This window comes from Bradyrhizobium altum (assembly GCF_020889705.1).
GTDB lineage: Bacteria > Pseudomonadota > Alphaproteobacteria > Rhizobiales > Xanthobacteraceae > Bradyrhizobium > Bradyrhizobium altum.
Genome location: NZ_JACMYP010000063.1, coordinates 1 through 16,930 on the forward strand (window position 1 = coordinate 1; position 16,930 = coordinate 16,930).

The window sequence follows — 16,930 nt, forward strand, 5'->3', positions numbered from 1 at the left end:
TCTTACTGTAGAACGGCGCCAGATCCTGCCTAATCTGTTCAAGATCGACAAATCTATCGATCGAGCGAAGCAAGTGGTCGGAAGGGACATGCCTCTCGAGCGAGAACTCATAGAACAAAGCAGCCTGTTCGACTTGCCGATGTCCCATCATGATGTTCAGTCCTGCCAATTAGACAGACTGAATCACTGGTATCTCTGAGTCGCAACTGCGGCCTTTTTCAACAAAATCGGTCACGAGCGTCATTTTTGGTCTGTTCGCCGGATGTCTGCCCATCCCCTAACAGCAGCGGAAAAGCAGACCTCCTCCAAACGCTGCTTCGGGCCAACAAGCGACATGAATCGACCGCAGCGGCTACGGTCACAGGCCATTCTTGTATACCCGTCCATCCTTCATAATTACCTTGAAGTTCTTGGCCGGGTCGGCGATCAGGTCGATATTCTCCAGTGGATTGCCGTCGACGAGCAGCAGATCGGCAAGCGCGCCCTGTTCCACGACGCCGAGCTTGCCAGGATACGGACTACGTTTGCCGGACAATGCCAACAATTCGGCGTTGGTTCCTGTCGCCATGCTGAGCGCTTCGGCTGGACTGTACCAGCGGACAAGCGAGGCGAGGATTGCCCCCTGTTGTTGCGCTAGCGCCTGAGAGAAGAGAACGTCTGTGCCCCATGCCGTCTTTATATGGTACTTCTTCGCCAGCTCGTAGGTCCGGGCGATGCCGGGCCAGACTTCGTCGGCCTTGGTCCGTTGGACTGAGCCTACCGGAAAGCCTTGTCTCAACCCCTCTGGGAGAGGCTGCGTACTCAACCACACGCCATTCTCGGCAATCAGCTTGGCGGTGGCCTCGTCCATTAGGAATCCATGCTCGATACATTTCACTCCGGCGGCGATGGCCCGTTGGATCGCTGCTGATGTGAACGCATGCACTGTGACGTATGTACCCCAATTCTCTGCTGCTTCGACGGCTGCACGTAGTTCGGGCTCCGTAAACGTTGATACATCAATCGGACTGAAGGGCGAGGACACACCGCCGCCGGCGGTCAGCTTTATCTGAGAAGCTCCCTGCATGAGTTGCTCGCGGACACGTACGCGAACCTCGTCAGGGCTGTCGGCGACCATACTACCGCCAATTTGCTCCATGCGGCTGAGCATACCGCCGATCGTTCGCGGCAGTTCAGACAATTGTCGGAAATCACCGTGCCCGCTTGTGACCGTTATAAAGGCTCCTGAGGGATAGATGCGCGGTCCCGCAATAAGCCCTTCGTCAATGGCTTGCTTCAATCCGAATACAGGCCCGCCAACGTCGCGCACTGTGGTAAAGCCGCGCAATAGCGTATCAGTGGCCTCGACGCCCGCTGCTATGTTGTTGTAGCCCACATCACCAGTAATGGACTGCGCAGGATTGGGCCGGATCAGCATTGCATGCCAGTGTGCGTCGATCAGGCCGGGCATCAGCGTTCGGCCGTTCCCTGCGATTGCGGTCAAGCCTGGCTCTGCGGCGATCGGCTCCGTCGAGATGCGCTCGATTATATTACCTTTGATCAGCACATTGGACGGTACGGAGAGTGAAGCACTTTTGCCATCGAAGATGCGCACATTCTGGAACAACGTCGCGCTGGCATTTGCTGGCGGCTTGCTTTGTGCGCGAGTAGCGGACGGAAGTCCAACAACCATGAGCGGAAGCGCGGCGACGAAAATCCTTCGGGACATCGAGTTCATCTTGTCCTCCTCTACAGGCAGGTGTCGCGCTAGCCTCTACAACCTCTCGTCGAGGATACCGCCTACGCTGGACGACATCAATGACGCAGAGCTTCTCCTTCGGCCTGAAGGTGCCGTTGAGATCAGCATACGGTGGTGCAAGGTTATTCCACTGATCCGCGGAAGCATATGAAGTGGCTGCCGATAGCAGGGCGAGCGCGAGCAAGGCTCGCTTGAGTTGGATGATCACGAAATTCCTCAATTGATCTGATAATCGGATGGACAGACAGCCCGGCGTCGCGAGGCACTGGCAAGTCCCGAGCGATTGGTCTTTAGACGAGCATGCGCTCCGTGACTCAGAGAAGCCCACGGGCTCGCTCACGATGTTTCCGATGTTCTGGTAGTCTTGCGTCGTCAAATCGCACGGACGGCCTCCTTGGACTCGCCTCGGGGCTGTCAGCGACCCGAGGGCATGTGCCACCGAAGTTGACCCCTTGGAACGACTCGAAACCCTCCCGGTTTGTCACTCGGGCAGAAGGATTCGGAGGAATACCCATGAGAATTGCGAAAGTGGTTTTGGCTACGGCGTTTATCTTTGGATCGATTGCAGCCGCGTCCGCTCAAGGGGGTGGTGGTGGCGGTGGTGGCGGAGGCAACTCGCCAGCGCAGAAGAGCGGTCAGGGCGCTTCAAGCAGCCCGTCGTCGGCAAATCCCGGCGCAACGGCCAATGACACCGCGGAAAAGAGCGGCATGAAAGGCGAAAAGGGGATGAAGAGCAGTTCTCACAAGCGCCACAAGCATCATAGGAAGATGATGTAGCGATCCTGATCCGGAGAATTTGGCCCCGGCTCTCTTTGGAGCCGGGGCCATCCATTCGTGACGGTACATTCGCCCGCCGTCACAAAACTTCGCTGGACATGGGCTTGCCGCGGTTGAGTTTGACCGACTTGAACATCCCGTTCGCCGTCGAGCTCCTGCGCGTCCCGCGAGGGAAGCCGTTGAGATCGATGCTGGGGAAGCGGCGGTGTTCGGATTTCGAGCCTCCGTGTCAATTTGTGATAACTTGGCTTACAAAACCACTTTCACGGAGGACACGAGCTATTAGGACCACATTGCTCACGGCGAACGTGCTGGTTGCCTTGTCGTCTCTGGCTGTCGCGCAAGAGCTTCCCACAACTCAGGCCCCTCACACAACGTCTAAGCTACGGGCTACCGATGGCAATGGCTCCGGCCGCAGACTGCGCTATGACGTGCCTTGCCGAGTGTCGTCAGTGGGTACATGCATCACGCCGGAGCCGCCGCCGCGATATAAGCCGAGACCCTGATCCGCCGCCCGATGGCATGGAGCGGCGGCTTGGGTCGCGCTCTCTATGTGGCCTTCTATGAGGCCTTCCGCCTTGTGTCCCCATTGCATACCTCAAGGCTTGTCCACTTCTGGCTGGTGAGCCGACCTAGGCCGGAAAGGCCGCGGTGGTCCAATTCGGACGTCGTAATGTCTTACCGCTAGAATAAGCTGCGAAATTTGTTGATTTCGAAAAGCCCGTTCGAAGGAGCGGGTTTGGTTTTGTCGCGCAAGACGCTGCTTAGTTCGACCGGGCAGCGCGCGCCCCGGCATCCGCGCACGCAACCAGGGAGGAAATGGCAATGAAATCCAACTACAAAATTGCGGTGGCTGTAATCGCCAGCTTTGTTCTCGGCGCTGGCGCTGTCAGCGTGTTGCACGCGCAGGTCAAGCTACCGGCTTATGTGGTAGCGGAAATCGATGTCAAAGATCAGGATGGTTACGCCAAGGACTTTCTGCCCAAGGCGCAAGCCAATATCAAAGAAAGCGGAGGCAAATACCTCGGCGGCGGCGCTAATAAAGCGATCAGCTTGGAAGGATCGCCCCCACCAAATCGCGTGGTGCTCCTGCAATTTGCTGATATGGATGCGCTCAAGGCATTCAATGTCAAACAGATGAAGCTTGAGGCAGAGGTCGGCAACAAATACGCCAGCTTCCGCGCGGTCGGGATTGAGGGCGTCGAGCAGAAGTGACAACGCGGAAGGCGGCGGGCTGCGCCTAGCGGCCCGTCGTTAGTCGCCTCTTTGATTGTCAGTTAAGGTGTTGCTGAGTCTCCTTCTGGCCCCAAAGCGGACAGTCGCGCGATCTCACCCGCTTTGTCGCTTTTCGACCCGGAGCTGACTCCAACCCGTCCCAGTCCGGTGATTGTGGCGTTAAGATACCCCCCCGAGTTCTGCTCATGGATCGTCGCTGAGGTTCGATGGGATAGCTGCGATATCCGCTTCCGCCAGGCGAGCCGACTTAGGTGAGGCGGTCGCCATGATTGCCTCGCGGGGTATTTACTCGCTCAAACCGGTCGGCGCTCATTGCGTATCGGGACCATGGCTTGTCGAACACACTCCGCCGCCCAATGTCGTGGGCAGCGTCCTCCTAGCCTCAAGCCCGATGATGTTGCTCAGCCCACGGCCCTTTCCTCGCGAAATTGGGGTCTTTGAAACGCCCGTAGACTCCGGTGAAGGAGGGAACGTCATGAATGCGTGCTAAGCGGCCCTATCGGGCAGGGACACTCAGGTGACAAGCGCAAAGGAATTCGTAGACTTCTGGCTGGAGAACAGCGTTCACGCCGATGAGCAGTTCGGCGTCCGACGTGGTCGCCCCGCAATCGACGAGCTTGTCCAAAGACTCTTAGTCGCGGCGAAGGCGCAGGGATTTTCAGAAGAACAGGTACAAGGGGAGCTTGGTGGCGACATCCATGCGATTATCCGTGCGCGCATCGATGAGCAAAATGCCAAGGAAGCCTTTAGGCTGAAACGAGAGCGATTCGCTGCGCGCGTCTGCTGTCTCATGAGGCGAAAGTCCGCTCTGCCAGGATGCGACCCTTGCCGGAGATCCGTGATTTTACGGGGTGCCCCCTGCATCATCCTCACGAAGTTCAAAGCGAACACCAATGCGCTTCTCTTTCCGCCACACGATGCGGCACGGTAGCTTGCTCTGATCCGTGTCCACGACGAGCGTAAACCGGTCGGGGATTCCCACGGGCGAGGTCACGTCGAGCGCAGCGCCTGAGTCGGACAGGTTTCGGACGGTGCAATCGATCGCACCTCCACCGAACGAGATCGTGCCCGCTCTCAGCATTCGTCGCCGCTGTGCCGCTCGCTGTTCTTCCATCATGAACCTACGCAAGATAACCGCTTACCCAACGCGTGGGCTGGCTGCTTTGGACTGTTTCCTCGGGAAGTTTGAACGCACCTTGGTTAACGGACAATCACCGCAATTCGTCGTCTTCGATGTGGCGCAATGACGAAGCGCTTAGCTTTTGGCGCATGCTCATCGGACCGCAATTGCGTGTTAAGGCCTCCGTGGGAGGTTGCTCGGAAGGGAGCGACCTCAAATGCCAAGCTACCGCCGCGAACTCGGCAAGGCCCGTCTGCCCTTCTGGGCGGCGGGATTCGTGGCGTTGGCCTGTGTCGCCATTCTGGCGCTGAGCGGATGGCGCGAATGGGAGTCGCGCCAGGTCGATTTGAGAAATGCCGAAGTGGACATGGCCAACCTCGCCGGTTCGCTGACCCAACATGCCGAAGATACGTTCGACTTGGCGGACACGATCCTGACCGGAATGGTCGACCGCATGGAGGTCGGCGGTACCGGCACCGCCGCGGTCGCGAAGATCCACACGTTCCTTCAGTCGCGCAAATACAACAGACAGCGCATCCGCGGCATCTTCGTCTACGACGAGACCGGCCGATGGCTCGCGACGACTGAAGATGTCGACTTGGCCGCCCTCAACAACAGCGACCGTGATTACTTCCAGCGTCATCGCGCCACGAACGATCGAGGGACTTTGATCGGAAAGCCCGTCAAGAGCCGGTCGGGAGGACAGTGGATCATCACGCTGTCCCGCAGGTTCAATCATTCCGACGGCAGCTTCGCCGGCGTGGTGTTGGCGAGTATCGACGTAGCCTATTTCACGGAGTTCTACCGACGTTTCGATATCGGCCCGAACGGCGCGGTATCGCTGCTGAACGCCGACGGCATCATGTTGGCCAGAAGCAGCGATGAGGACGGCACCTACGTAGGACGCGACATGTCCAAGTCGCCGCTGTTCACGAATCTACACGATCGGCCGAATGCCAGCGTCTACTACTTCAAGTCGCCTATCGACGGGGTGCAGCGGTTGAGCTTCTACCAGTTGAGCAGCCGCTATCCGATCCTGATCCTGGCGACCAAGGCCCAGGACGACGTCCTGGCACCGTGGCGCGAGCAGGCGGTCGTGCGGATGGCCATCGTCACGGGCCTCACCCTGTCGATCGCCATCATCGGCCTTTGCCTGGTGCGGTATCTCTCGCAGCGGCAACGCATGGCGGCGGCCCTGGTAGCCAAGGAAGCCGACTTTCGACTGCTCGCCGAACAGTGCAGCGACGTCGTGATGCGCATCGGGCTGGACGAGGGCATCCTCTATGCCTCGCCGTCATGCGCCCGCGTTCTCGGGTGGGACCCTTCCCGACTGCTAGGGACGCCGGCTCTCGCCGGCATCAATGAGGAAGACCTGCCGCGCGTGGAGCAGGCCGTCTCGTCTTTGAAGAGCGGCGAGGCCGAAGAGGCGCGGATCATCTATCGGGCTCGTCACCGCGAGAAGACTGAGATCTGGGTCGAGACCGCGCTGCGCGTCACGCGATCGGCGGAGACGAACGAGATCGACGGCGTGGTGGCGATTTCGCGCGACATGACGGAGCAGAAGGACTTGCAGGACAAGCTCGCGGCACTTGCTACCTCCGACGGGCTGACCGGGCTCGCCAATCGGCGCCATTTCGACGAGCGCCTCGCCGAGGAATGGGCCCGGGCCCGGCGCGACGGTACGCCATTGTCCTTGTTGCTGCTCGACGTCGATCACTTCAAGAAGTTCAACGATCAGTACGGCCACCAGGCCGGCGATGCGTGCCTGCGCGCGCTCGGACGAATCCTTGCCGCCCAGGTTCGGCGGCCGGCCGATCTGGCTGCCCGGTACGGCGGCGAGGAGTTCGCGCTGCTGTTACCGAACACCGATCCGGAAGGCTGCGAGCAGGTCGGCGAGCGTGTCCGCGGAGCTCTTCGCGAACTGGGCATGCTGCACGCGTTCAATCCGCCCTCCAAACTCGTCACCGTGAGCCTCGGGGGCGCGACGAACATTCCCGCCCATGGCATGGCGGAGAGCAATTCCCTTGTGGCGGCGGCAGACCGGGCGCTCTATGCCGCCAAGGAGAGCGGGCGTGACCGTCTCTTGATGTCGGGACAGGTGGTGGCCTGGCCTGGCGCCAGGAGCGCATGAGCACGAGCGGAACGAGTTTGCGCTCTTGATCGACGGCGCCAACTTTTACGCCACGGCCAAGACGCCGTCTGACGCTGTCACGCCCGCCTGAGGAGATAGACGGCACATCCGAATCTGGAAACCTGCAGGCATTTCAAAACGAAACGGTTTCGGGGTGCGAGATGCCAACAGGGCCATGGCCAAATGGCCTCGCGCCACGCGGTTGCATCGTAGGTAACCGGCATCGGCGTGCCGGCCAGCTTTAGAAGCACTTCTTTCTTCGATCCCCCAGGTCAGGGCAGACTCCCGGCATGGAACTATTCGGGGGTCTTTATCGCCCGCTCAACTTCATCAGCCAGCGTCCGGTGATGCGCGGCCAGTTTAGCGAACAGCCTTTTCTTAGTCGCGCTAGTGGCGAGCTTGCTGATGAGCTCGCACTCTTCAGCCTCAACGCGAAGCTTCTCCAAGTGGGCCTTCATGTCCTGCATCGCATTATTTCTCGCCACCTGTCCCGTGGGATTATGGCATGCGGAACTCGGTCGGCAATAAACTTAGGTTATCTTTGACGTCGTTCACCCCCGTCCGGGAAATGTGTGTTTTTATGAACCGAAGCCTCGGCCCGGCATTCTCATGATATGATTTTTTCCGGCTACATTTTGATGTGGAGGGCACGTTGATCGGTCGTTGCGTGCCGCAGACGCTTTGAGCTTGCAGGAAACCCTGAAAGATTGGGGCATTCGCACGCCGTACGAAACGCTGCAGCGCTATTCGGTCTTGATGGGGACGACACCCTTTCCATCGTCGCGCCGCAGCTCGCCCCCAGGAGCGCAAACGGCTAAAGGAAGCCGACGGTCGGCGCTACGAAGAATTCTATCTACCGAAAGTGAGGGCGTTCGCCGGGGTGCGGGATCTTTTCGAAGCCATCAGAGCCGACGGCGGCGCCATCGCGCTTGCGACCGACTGCAAGGGGTGCTCCGCTCAAACATTACCTCAGCCTGCTCGCCGTGGATGATCTGATCGACCAGGTCGCGTGCGGCGACGACGCGGAAAAGGGCAAGCCAGACCCCGAACTGGTTCTCCTCGCCCTTGAGAAACTCGACCTTGCCTCCGCGCGCACGGTCATGATCGGCGACACGCCCTATCACACCGAAGCCGCAATGGCCACCGGCGTAGCCTCGATCGGGCTACTAAGCGGTGGTTTTGCGCGCGAAGCGCTCCTGGAGGCGGGCGCGCTCGACGTCCTGGAGCAGATCGGCGTGCTCAAATCCTTGCTAACGGTAAGTTGTGTGTCGTTCATGCGGGACGTGAAGCGCTGGGGCGTGCCGACGATCGGACGGCGCCAACCATCCCGCGCCTCGATCCGGGGGTGCTCAGTTCTGTTAGTCTGCGCCGCTGCCGTTAGCATGACCAGCTGCACCTCCTGAGCCATGACTTTAAGAAGTTGGTCCTGAGCCCAGGATGGCGCGTTGTCCTGCGCCACCTTGGTGACCCAGACTTGGCGACGACAGCAACACAACCGGCCGCTCTGTTGCATCTCCCCGGCGACGACTGTTGCACCCGAGGAACTATTCAACAAAGCGTGAGTTCGTCCGAAAGAACCGAACAAACATCCAAGAGGGTAACGCCATGACGCGATCAGTGGACGAGCTGAGGCGTGAGTCCGAGCGCAGCCGTGCCGACCTCGCCGCCACGGTCGATCGGTTGAGGGAGCGGATATCGGATACCGCCGAAGACATCCGCCACAAGGTTTCGCCGCGACACATCAAATCGGAAGTCTCCGATTTCATCAGCAACAAGACCCAGAGTTGGGTCGAGGCGCTGAAGCAACAAGCCATGGACAATCCGATGCAGGCGGTCGCCGCGAGCACTGCGGTCGCCGTCCCCCTGCTGCGTCTGGCGCGCGGCTTTCCCCTGCCTCTCCTGATGATAGGCGCGGGCCTTGCGCTGACCTCGAAGACGGTGCGCGACCGGGCCGCGGAAGCGGCCTCGCCGGTGATTGAGAAGGCGGGTGGAATGTTGGATCAGGCCATCGAGCGCGCCCAAGCGCTACGCGGCAACGTCAAGGACGGACTCGCTTCGGCTCAGAGCCGCGCTAGTGGCATGGCCGATGAAGCGCAAGACGCTGCCGCCAGCATGACGGACGATCTCCGGAGCCGAGCGGCGCAGGCCACCGGCACGGTCGGCGACAAGCTCAGAAACGGCATGGATGCCGTCAGGGATACGGCAGACGCGGCCAAGGACGCGGCGGCGACCGCGCCTGTAAAGGCCCCTCAGGTAATCGGCGACAACGCAGCCCTGATCGGCGGCCTCGGGGTGGCGATCGGCGCCATCCTTGCCGCGGCCCTTCCCGATACCAGAGTTGAAGCGAAGACGATGGGCCAGGCGAGCGACAGCGTGAAACGGGCCGCGGGCGAGGCTGCGCAATCCGGATTGGAGGCAGCCAAGGATGCGGCGATGTCAGCGGCCGACGCGATGGCGAGAAGTGTCGGCGAGACCGATCTCGGTGGGCATGCGAGCCGGATGACGGAAAGCGTGGCCACCAGGCTCAAGGAGTCCGCCGACGACCTTGTCAGAGCAGCCTTCAGTCCTTCCCCGAACCCGAACTCTTGAAAGACGCTATCATGAGCGATTTGGACCTGACCAAAGAGACGAATTTCACGCAAAACCAGAATACCGGCTCGCCGCATAGCCTAAAGGATCAGATGGCGGATGCCGCCAGCGAGATGAAGCAGCGCGCCGGCGACGCTCTGCGCGCCTCGACCGATGTGGCGCGGGACAAGTTCAAGGAAGCGGCCGACGCCGCCAAGAATGTGGCCTCCGGGACGGTGGACCAGATCGAGGACCATGCCCGCGATAAGCGGCGGTCCGGGGCGGACTTCATCGAGCGCCTTCCAGATAACATTCGCGAAGCGGCCCGCGCCTTCGAGAGCAATGCGCCGTTCGCCGCGCGCGGCATCAATTCCGCCGCCGAATATGTCGACGAGGCCGCCGGGAAAATCCGCGACGGAAGTTTCCGCGATCTCGTCGACGGCGCCGCCGATTTCGCGAAGCGTCAGCCGGTTGCGTTTCTTGGGATCTCAGTGCTTGCGGGCTTTGCGGCGGTCCGCTTCCTCAGGGCCTCCGGCGGGCAGTCTTCATCGGCTACACGACCAAGCAATGAGCAATCGTCGTTCTCACAACGAAGCAACGTGTCATGAGCATCCAGAACGATATCAGAACCAGCCAGAACGACCTCCGAACCATCTCCACGCTGCTGGGTGACGCGCTGTCGCAGTTCGCTAAGCTCTTCCAGAACGAGGTGGACCTCGCGAAGGCTGAGTTCGGCGAGAAAGTTCAGACGGTTGGCGTCGCCTTAAGCTTCGTTGCCGGCGGAGCTGTTCTGGTGATCCCCACCCTCGTCATGGCGCTGTTCGCGTTGTCGGCGGCGCTTATCGCTGCTGGATGGTCGCAGCCGATCGCCGATTTGACGTCGGCGATCGTGGCCGCGGTGATTGCCGGCGTGCTGTTCGCGATCGGCATCAAGCGGCTCAATATCCGCAATCTAACGCCACATGAAACGATCCGGCAGCTCGAAAAGGACAAGGACACCGTGAAGGGAATAGTAAGATGAGCAACACGCAGGCCGGATTTTTCGACAGTCTGGCGTCGGCGATTCGCGAAAATCCCCTCGCCGCGTCCCTTATCGGAGGCGGCGCGTTGTGGCTGTTGGCAGGCGACGAAAGGCTCAAGAGCGTGGCGCGTTCGGCGACTGCCGTTGCTTCTCCGATCGTCGATGTCGGCGCGCCCAATAATCGCGCGGCCGCGTCCGGAATCCGACGGACTGCCCCGCCGACCGCGCCCGAAATGGATCACGACGAATCGGAAGGTTTCGGTGAAACCGTGCGCGCTGCCGGCAGCGCAGCTTCCGACGCCATGTCAGGAGCGGCGGACAAGATCAAAGGCCGGTTCGACGAAGGCGTTGCTTATGCGCGGGAGAACCTCGGCGAGCCCGGAAAGGAGGCCTTAACGAAAGCTCGATCATCGCTCGCGGACATGCTTGACCGGCAACCGCTTCTTCTCGGGGCCGTTGGCTTAGCCATCGGGGCGGCAATCGCGAGTGCTTTCCGGGCGTCCGGCCTGGAGAACGCATGGGTTGGCGAACTCAGCGACAGTGTCAAAACCGATTTGAACACGCGCGCGAGCGCGGTATCGCAAAGCCTGCGCGAAGCCTCCGATACGCTGAAGGCCGAACTCAGCGACATCGGCGCTGAAGCCGTCGACCGAGTGAAGCAGGCTGGCATGGATGCCGCGGAAGCGGCAGGGGAAAAGGCGAACTCGCCTTAACGATCTGGACGAACCGGAGAAGCTGCATGTGGTGGACGGTCGCGAAAGAGGCGGCGACCAATTGGTCGAGCCACAAGGATGCTCGGCAGGGCGCAGCCCTCGCATACTACTCGGTGTTCTCCTTGGGTCCTATCATCGTGATCGCTATCGCGATCGCAGGGCTGTTCTTCGGCCACGACGCCGTCACCTCGCAGGTCACCGCCTCCCTGAAGGACATGCTCGGAGACACCGGAGCCAAGGCAATCGAAGCGATGCTGGCGGGAGCCAGCCGCCCCGCCGAGGGCATTCTGGCGACGATCCTCGGCATCGGGGCGCTGCTGTTCGCGGCAATCGGAGTCGTCGTGCAGTTGAAGGATGCGCTCAATGTCGTCTGGGAGGTCGAGGGATCGGAAGAGAGCGGCATCTGGCATTTCGCCCAAAACTACGTGCTGTCGTTCGCCGCTGTCCTGGCCCTCGGCTTTCTGCTTCTCGTCTCGCTTCTGGTAACCACGGCCCTCGCCGCGGCCGGCAAGTTCGCGGCTCCGTACATGCCGGAGGCCGTGCTGCACATCGTCAGCATACTGGTGTCGTTCGCCGTGGTGACGGTGCTCTTCGCGATGATGTTCAAGTGGCTGCCGGACGTCTCGGTCGGCTGGCGGGACGTCTGGCTGGGGGCGCTCCTGACGGCTTTGTTCTTCGAAATCGGAAAGGCCGCGATCGGCTTCTATATCGGCAAGCAAGGTCTGGAATCGACCTACGGCGCGGCGGCCTCGATCGTCGTCGTGCTGATTTGGGTCTATTACACCTCGCAGATCATCCTAATGGGCGCCGAAATCACCCACGCCTTTGCGGAGCACCGACGCTCGATCAAGGAACAAGTCTCGCGCGACGGACGCGGGAAAACCCGCCCTCCCTCGCAACCGGGCGTATCGTCAGGAAGGCGCGCGACCGGGGCGCTTTAGAAGCCCTCGACACGTCCCAGCCGTCAGCAGCAGAGGCAACGAGTCAGGCCGACCACGTCGTGCTTCGTCCCTCAGGCGCTCGGCCACCTCCTCGGCAACCGCAGGATCCTCGGCGTTTGCAATGGGCCTGCCAGCTTGCTTCTTGATTTTCCGGCTTTCGGCATTCACCGGAAAATCCTCGGGTCTAAGAGGTTTCTTGGAAGCTGCCATCCCATTCCCTACGTCTGTTCCAGAACTCGGTCGGCCTCTGATTTCTAGCCCAAAGGATTTCCGGGTTTCATTACCAGTCAAATGAGTTCTCGATGTGGAGAGTCCGGCAACCGCACCTAGGAGCGGAAGCTGAACCACACCAGACCTCGCCTAAAGTTGGTTTGGAGAGCCCTGACGAGTTCGGGAGCGACAGCCGATCGACCATGCTCAGGACTCGCGGAGCCCTCCTCAGAAAATCGCGTCGCATCAGGCGGTTGATTCTCGACCTCACTCTCCAACCCATCGAGGCAGTAAGGAACGGAGCCCTCGTCTTCCCGTTGCTGGAGCGATCGCGCGACAAGATGCTCCGTCAATGCCTGCTGGCCGGTGGCTTGAGGACGCCAACGCAACCTACAAAGCACCCGTGCCGCCGTTGCGCCGTCTAGGCTGGTCCGGCATGCGCTACGGGCCCTTGAGGGCGCCCGCGTTGGGGAACTTGTCGATACCTGTCCCGGTTAGCTCGACACAATCAAAAGTTCAGGAGGAAGCCATGTTGAGGATCGCCGCGGCGCTGGCGCTGCTCGTTGCGTCACCTGCACTCGCTGAAGACAAGGCTATCGATCCTTCCGCGCTCGCAGACTGCCGGCCGATCGGCCAGTCAGCCAAGGGCGAGTTGATCTATGGAATGGACTGCGCGGCCCTCAAGCCGGGAAACCGCGTCGAAGTGTTGCCAAACATGCCACCGACCAACATGAAAGACACCGTGATCCCCAAGGCCGGCGGAGTGCAAACGCCCGCGACAACTCCGACCACCGGCGAGAACAAGTAGCATTTGCAGGTTCGCTCCATGCCACGGTGGAAGGCGGCTCTCGTGATTGCTTTGGTTGCCACTCTGCTCGCGCCGCTGGCGACCGGCACGTGGCGTATGCACGGCACCTACTGGAAACCTTTATCCAGCGAAGATCGAACCAAGATCGCGGAGCTAATTGCCACTGACGACTGCAGAACCCTCCGACCGATGGGAAATGCTCTGGGCACGTGCGAGATCCTTCGCACCGAACTAGATAACAACGGCAGCTGGACGCCGGGTGACACCTGGCAATCGTACTTAACCCGGAACTTGACGCTGATGGTGGTCACCTTCGGTTTTGCGTTCAGCATTGCCTATGCGGCCTCTCGCGCGATCAGGTCTCTGCACGGTTTCGCGTGACGCTGACCAACCCAGTGCTCCGACACCAAAGTTTGGGCTTCGAATACCGCGCGATAAAAGAGAAAAAGCTCACGAGGAAGTCTGAGCTTCACTTTCGCTCCAGGCGGTGTTTGGCCAGAAGCTCCCCAGTGACGAAGCGAAATCGCACGGGATTCGCGTCCGCCGCCGCCCCGAAGGCGCAGGCCGAGAGGACATGGCGAAAGATGGTCGTAGCCGCCGACACACTCATATTTCGGGAATAGAGCGTCATGATTTTAAGGATGTCAACGCGCAGCCCTCGGGAGAATCGCGCGCTGCCGCTTGCCGAAACCCTATCCCCGCTTGGGGGAGACGTCGCGCAATAGCATTGAGCGTCGCCGCGCGGATCGCGCTGCATGAGAGACTTCGCTGGCTACTGCGCCGACTTCTCCGAACTGATGCGCCACACCGCGTTGCCGGTATCGTCGGCGACCAGCAGTGCGCCTGTGCGGTCAAGCCCTACTCCCACGGGCCGCCCTCGCACCGTTCCGTGGTCGTCGCCCAGAAATCCGGTAACGACCGGGACGGGTTTGCCTTCAGGTCGGCCGTTCACCAACGGCACAAAAATGACCTGATAGCCGTTGACCGGGCTACGGTCCCAGCTGCCGTGCTCACCGACAAAGATGCCGTTGCTGAATTCGGGGGAGAGCTTCTCGCCTTGGCTGAACGCAAGGCCAAGCGCTGCCACATGCGAACTCAGGCCGTAGTCGGGCTTGACCGCTTTGGCCACCATGTCGGGCCTCTGCGGATGGACTCTTACATCAACGTGCTCGCCCCAGTAGCTGTAAGGCCAGCCATAGAAGGCGCCCTCCTGCACCATGGTAAGGTAGTCCGGGACCAGGTCGGGACCAATCTCGTCCCGCTCGTTCACGACGGCGAACAGCCGGCCCGTCTCCGGATCGATTGCAAGATTGGTTGGGTTACGCGTGCCCGAGGCATAAATGCGCTTGGCACCCGTCAGGCGGTCGACCTCGTAGATCGCCGCCCGGCCTTCTTCGACGTCGAGGCCGTTTTCGGTAATGTTGCTGTTGGATCCGACGCCGACATAGAGCTTGGATCCATCCGCGCTGGCGACCATCGATTTGGTCCAGTGGTGGTCTATCGGTCCCGCCGGAAGGTCAGCAAGCTTAATACCTGGCTCCTTGATCTGAGTCTGCCCCAGGGAGTATTTGAACGCCATGATCGCGTCCGTGTTGGCGACGTAGAGGGTGCCGTCCACGTAAGTCACGCCGTAAGGTGAGTGAAGGTGGTCGACGAGGATCGTTTGCTCCTCCGGCTTTCCGTCGCCGTCGGCATCGCGAAGCAGGGTGATGCGATTGCCGCCCTTGCCGGCAGTCCCGGCTCTTGCCTTCACTTTGCCTGTGATGAAGTCCTTGGGCCGGAAAGGTGTGGTGCCGGGACTGTTACCTTCGACGACGAGGATATCACCGTTCGGCAGAGGATAGACGATGCGGGGATGCAACAGCCCTGTTGCCATCGCCTGAATTTTCAATCCACCGGTGACGGTCGGCGTCTCCCCAGGTTTCCAGCCCACCTCCTGGGGAACGCTCATGGGCGGCAACAGGTAGTTTTGAGGCTCAGGGAGATAGGGATCTGCCCCGTATTGCCGCATGGGATCTCCGCCCTGATCGCCGCAGGCGGTCAGCGCGACCAAGGCGCAAAGGGCCGGCAAGGCTCCGAGCAATGAATGAGTCACGGTCTGTCTCCGGTCGCGAAGATACGAACCGCGGTCACCGTCCAACCGCGGACGGCGGCCATAAGCAGCAGAATCGTCACGATCACGGAGAGCGAGATCCCCTGCGGCACGACCGAGGTCCAGGCGTCGCGGCTATGGACGAAAACGTTCAGAAGAGAGAGAAGAGCGGCCGCCGCGACGAGTAAGAAGGAGATCCAATTGATGCGTCCCGCACGGCCCGTCAGTAAATCGATGATCAGGGCGATCGTGGCGATGAGAGCCGGAACGAGGCCAGCCGTAATCAGCCACGCTGACGAGTTGGCCCACTGCCAATTCGATGTGTCCCAGTACATGATGTCGGTGGCCAGCCCGGCGATCAGCAGGGTTGCCCCGGCGCCGATGAAGTTTGGGTGCAGCAGTGATCTCGGACGGGCTTCGGGCGCCGGTCTTGCCATGTACCCTCCGAAAGGATTGACGGTTCGCGCCGAGCGACGTGCGGCCGCTCCTCGGAATAGGCGGTCGCCACGCGGCTGAAGACCGCGTGGCGAATCCCGTTCAGCGCAGAAGCATGATCAGGATGATAAGCGGGATCGGAATTCCGACGAGCCAAAGCAGAATGGGCATGGTTGCATCTCCTCAGTTTCTTGCCAGTGATGATTGAGCGGTCGCGTAGTGTTTCTTTCCCCATGTCCCGTCCCGAAGTCCGCCGCCTTCCATGGCGGCGAGGGCCGCGGAGAATGCTCCGATGAACAGTGACAGCGTCAACCAGATGGCCGTTTGCATCGCGGCCTTGCGAGCGGCATCGAGGTCGGCCTTGGCCTGAGTAACGACATCATTGACCCGCTTCTCGGCATCAGCCTGGCTGAGACCCGTACGCGCAGCCACGACCTTGGCGATGTAGCCCTTGTCGTTCGCGTTCACATCACGTCCAGCACGAAAGTCGCTTGTCAGCAGACGCACCATCTCTGGCCGCGGATCGGATTGTCCTTGTGCCTGTGCGGACGGATCGTTGGGGCGCAGCAGCGTGTCGACGTAACCCGCCATAGGCCCGGAGTTCGCTGCGCTTGCCGCGCCTTGGGTGGCGCCGCCGAGGGCGTTGCCAAGAAGCGTGCTGGCGGGCGAGGCCAACAGCACCGCTCCGAGTACGGACGCGACCGCCCAGGCCAGGAAGCCGTGGGCCGTGTCCCTAAACTGGACCTCGGTCGTGTGGACGCCGACCCACTTCGTCCGGAGACGGCCTGCGAGATAGCCGCCGATCGAGGAGGACAGCATTGCCATCACGATGAAGTACAGCCCCGTGCCGATCTTGAACGTCGTAGCCGAAACGCCGGAATTGCCCCAAGGCGACACGACCGCAAAGCCCATGCCGACGCCGAAGGACAGCAGAAGGAGGGTCAAGGCCAGGGACGCCGCCGCGCCCGCCAGCACCGCCGCCCAAGAAACACCGGCTACCGTCGGCTCGACATCTTCGGTCGGGGTACGTCCCAATCCTTCAGCCATCGCGATCTCCAGTTTGTGTCCGTTCTGCCCAAGAAATGCGCAGGTCGTCGGTAAGTTCCTCGAATGAAACTGCCTTGGTAGCGAGCATGTCGA

General features: G+C 60.9%; 19 protein-coding genes. 12 read left to right on the forward strand and 7 right to left on the reverse strand.

What is annotated here, in order from left to right; all coding sequences use genetic code 11:
• Together H8B02_RS17475 and H8B02_RS17480 are read right to left on the reverse strand one after the other, a co-directional pair.
• Window positions 1-151 (reverse strand): transposase (locus H8B02_RS17475; protein WP_512699909.1); only part of this gene is annotated, 151 nt, incomplete at its 3' end.
• 207 nt (window positions 152-358) lie between these two features.
• Window positions 359-1,672: a metal-dependent hydrolase family protein gene (locus H8B02_RS17480; protein WP_376711673.1), complete on the reverse strand. Its 1,314-nt coding sequence runs from the start codon at window positions 1,670-1,672 to the stop codon at window positions 359-361.
• A 579-nt stretch (window positions 1,673-2,251) separates the two neighbouring features.
• Between H8B02_RS17480 and H8B02_RS17485 the strand changes: the two genes are divergently transcribed.
• The 3 genes from H8B02_RS17485 (at window position 2,252) to H8B02_RS17495 (ending at window position 4,682) form a co-directional block, all read left to right on the forward strand.
• Window positions 2,252-2,515 (forward strand): hypothetical protein, encoded by a 264-nt coding sequence (locus tag H8B02_RS17485; RefSeq protein ID WP_229167371.1) that lies wholly within the window; start codon window positions 2,252-2,254, stop codon window positions 2,513-2,515.
• A gap of 825 nt (window positions 2,516-3,340) precedes the next feature.
• Window positions 3,341-3,730: a DUF1330 domain-containing protein gene (locus H8B02_RS17490; RefSeq protein ID WP_229167372.1), complete on the forward strand. Its 390-nt coding sequence runs from the start codon at window positions 3,341-3,343 to the stop codon at window positions 3,728-3,730.
• Between the two features lie 538 nt (window positions 3,731-4,268).
• Window positions 4,269-4,682, forward strand: coding sequence for a hypothetical protein (locus H8B02_RS17495; protein ID WP_229167405.1), 414 nt, complete (start codon window positions 4,269-4,271; stop codon window positions 4,680-4,682).
• On the opposite strand, the gene H8B02_RS17500 is transcribed toward H8B02_RS17495, so the two are convergent.
• Window positions 4,596-4,865, reverse strand: coding sequence for a PilZ domain-containing protein (locus H8B02_RS17500; protein WP_229167402.1), 270 nt, complete (start codon window positions 4,863-4,865; stop codon window positions 4,596-4,598). The two genes, H8B02_RS17495 and H8B02_RS17500, sit on opposite strands and share 87 nt — an antisense overlap.
• A gap of 223 nt (window positions 4,866-5,088) precedes the next feature.
• On the opposite strand from H8B02_RS17500, the gene H8B02_RS17505 reads away from it, so the two are divergent.
• Entirely contained in the window at window positions 5,089-7,002 is a 1,914-nt protein-coding gene (locus H8B02_RS17505) for a sensor domain-containing diguanylate cyclase (RefSeq protein WP_229167373.1), read from the forward strand.
• A 296-nt stretch (window positions 7,003-7,298) separates the two neighbouring features.
• Here H8B02_RS17505 and H8B02_RS17510 read toward each other — a convergent pair whose 3' ends face one another.
• Complete coding sequence (locus tag H8B02_RS17510; protein ID WP_229167374.1) at window positions 7,299-7,469, reverse strand: hypothetical protein; 171 nt, start codon at window positions 7,467-7,469, stop codon at window positions 7,299-7,301.
• A 462-nt stretch (window positions 7,470-7,931) separates the two neighbouring features.
• Here H8B02_RS17510 and H8B02_RS17515 point away from each other — a divergent pair, with 462 nt between their 5' ends.
• The 8 genes from H8B02_RS17515 to H8B02_RS17550 all read left to right on the forward strand — a co-directional run bounded on the left by H8B02_RS17515 (window position 7,932) and on the right by H8B02_RS17550 (window position 13,644).
• Window positions 7,932-8,405 (forward strand): HAD family hydrolase, encoded by a 474-nt coding sequence (locus H8B02_RS17515; protein ID WP_283842202.1) that lies wholly within the window; start codon window positions 7,932-7,934, stop codon window positions 8,403-8,405.
• Between the two features lie 127 nt (window positions 8,406-8,532).
• Window positions 8,533-9,591, forward strand: a complete 1,059-nt coding sequence (locus H8B02_RS17520; protein WP_376711672.1) for a DUF3618 domain-containing protein — start codon at window positions 8,533-8,535, stop codon at window positions 9,589-9,591.
• Window positions 9,592-9,602: 11 nt separating this feature from the next.
• Entirely contained in the window at window positions 9,603-10,178 is a 576-nt protein-coding gene (locus tag H8B02_RS17525; protein WP_229167376.1) for a hypothetical protein, read from the forward strand.
• Window positions 10,175-10,591, forward strand: a complete 417-nt coding sequence (locus H8B02_RS17530; protein WP_229167377.1) for a phage holin family protein — start codon at window positions 10,175-10,177, stop codon at window positions 10,589-10,591. The genes H8B02_RS17525 and H8B02_RS17530 overlap by 4 nt, the downstream gene beginning before the upstream one ends.
• Window positions 10,588-11,304, forward strand: coding sequence for a hypothetical protein (locus H8B02_RS17535; RefSeq protein ID WP_229167378.1), 717 nt, complete (start codon window positions 10,588-10,590; stop codon window positions 11,302-11,304). Before H8B02_RS17530 ends, H8B02_RS17535 begins: the two co-directional genes overlap by 4 nt.
• A gap of 26 nt (window positions 11,305-11,330) precedes the next feature.
• Complete coding sequence (locus H8B02_RS17540; RefSeq protein WP_229167379.1) at window positions 11,331-12,245, forward strand: YihY/virulence factor BrkB family protein; 915 nt, start codon at window positions 11,331-11,333, stop codon at window positions 12,243-12,245.
• Window positions 12,246-12,984: 739 nt separating this feature from the next.
• Window positions 12,985-13,263, forward strand: coding sequence for a hypothetical protein (locus tag H8B02_RS17545; protein WP_229167380.1), 279 nt, complete (start codon window positions 12,985-12,987; stop codon window positions 13,261-13,263).
• Between the two features lie 42 nt (window positions 13,264-13,305).
• The gene (locus H8B02_RS17550) at window positions 13,306-13,644 is read left to right on the forward strand and encodes a hypothetical protein (RefSeq protein ID WP_229167381.1); all 339 of its coding nucleotides are present in this window, start codon (window positions 13,306-13,308) and stop codon (window positions 13,642-13,644) included.
• Between the two features lie 391 nt (window positions 13,645-14,035).
• On the opposite strand, the gene H8B02_RS17555 is transcribed toward H8B02_RS17550, so the two are convergent.
• The 3 genes from H8B02_RS17555 to H8B02_RS17565 all read right to left on the reverse strand — a co-directional run bounded on the left by H8B02_RS17555 (window position 14,036) and on the right by H8B02_RS17565 (window position 16,837).
• The gene (locus tag H8B02_RS17555) at window positions 14,036-15,358 is read right to left on the reverse strand and encodes a PQQ-dependent sugar dehydrogenase (protein WP_229167382.1); all 1,323 of its coding nucleotides are present in this window, start codon (window positions 15,356-15,358) and stop codon (window positions 14,036-14,038) included.
• A complete protein-coding gene (locus tag H8B02_RS17560; protein WP_229167383.1) occupies window positions 15,355-15,792 on the reverse strand; it encodes a DUF2231 domain-containing protein in 438 nt (145 codons plus the stop codon). Before H8B02_RS17560 ends, H8B02_RS17555 begins: the two co-directional genes overlap by 4 nt.
• Window positions 15,793-15,973: 181 nt before the next feature.
• A complete protein-coding gene (locus H8B02_RS17565; protein ID WP_229167384.1) occupies window positions 15,974-16,837 on the reverse strand; it encodes a hypothetical protein in 864 nt (287 codons plus the stop codon).
• Window positions 16,838-16,930: the final 93 nt, after the last annotated feature.

Excerpts from the sequence above, each read along its gene's own strand:
- H8B02_RS17540 (WP_229167379.1), top strand. The coding sequence starts at position 11,331 with ATGTGGTGGACGGTCGCGAAAGAGGCGGCGACCAATTGGTCGAGCCAC.
- H8B02_RS17510 (WP_229167374.1), bottom strand. The coding sequence starts at position 7,469 with ATGCAGGACATGAAGGCCCACTTGGAGAAGCTTCGCGTTGAGGCTGAA.
- H8B02_RS17490 (WP_229167372.1), top strand. The coding sequence starts at position 3,341 with ATGAAATCCAACTACAAAATTGCGGTGGCTGTAATCGCCAGCTTTGTT.
- H8B02_RS17560 (WP_229167383.1), bottom strand. The coding sequence starts at position 15,792 with ATGGCAAGACCGGCGCCCGAAGCCCGTCCGAGATCACTGCTGCACCCA.
- H8B02_RS17505 (WP_229167373.1), top strand. The coding sequence starts at position 5,089 with ATGCCAAGCTACCGCCGCGAACTCGGCAAGGCCCGTCTGCCCTTCTGG.
- H8B02_RS17535 (WP_229167378.1), top strand. The coding sequence starts at position 10,588 with ATGAGCAACACGCAGGCCGGATTTTTCGACAGTCTGGCGTCGGCGATT.
- H8B02_RS17530 (WP_229167377.1), top strand. The coding sequence starts at position 10,175 with ATGAGCATCCAGAACGATATCAGAACCAGCCAGAACGACCTCCGAACC.
- H8B02_RS17525 (WP_229167376.1), top strand. The coding sequence starts at position 9,603 with ATGAGCGATTTGGACCTGACCAAAGAGACGAATTTCACGCAAAACCAG.
- H8B02_RS17565 (WP_229167384.1), bottom strand. The coding sequence starts at position 16,837 with ATGGCTGAAGGATTGGGACGTACCCCGACCGAAGATGTCGAGCCGACG.
- H8B02_RS17485 (WP_229167371.1), top strand. The coding sequence starts at position 2,252 with ATGAGAATTGCGAAAGTGGTTTTGGCTACGGCGTTTATCTTTGGATCG.
- H8B02_RS17500 (WP_229167402.1), bottom strand. The coding sequence starts at position 4,865 with ATGGAAGAACAGCGAGCGGCACAGCGGCGACGAATGCTGAGAGCGGGC.
- H8B02_RS17545 (WP_229167380.1), top strand. The coding sequence starts at position 12,985 with ATGTTGAGGATCGCCGCGGCGCTGGCGCTGCTCGTTGCGTCACCTGCA.
- H8B02_RS17480 (WP_376711673.1), bottom strand. The coding sequence starts at position 1,672 with ATGGTTGTTGGACTTCCGTCCGCTACTCGCGCACAAAGCAAGCCGCCA.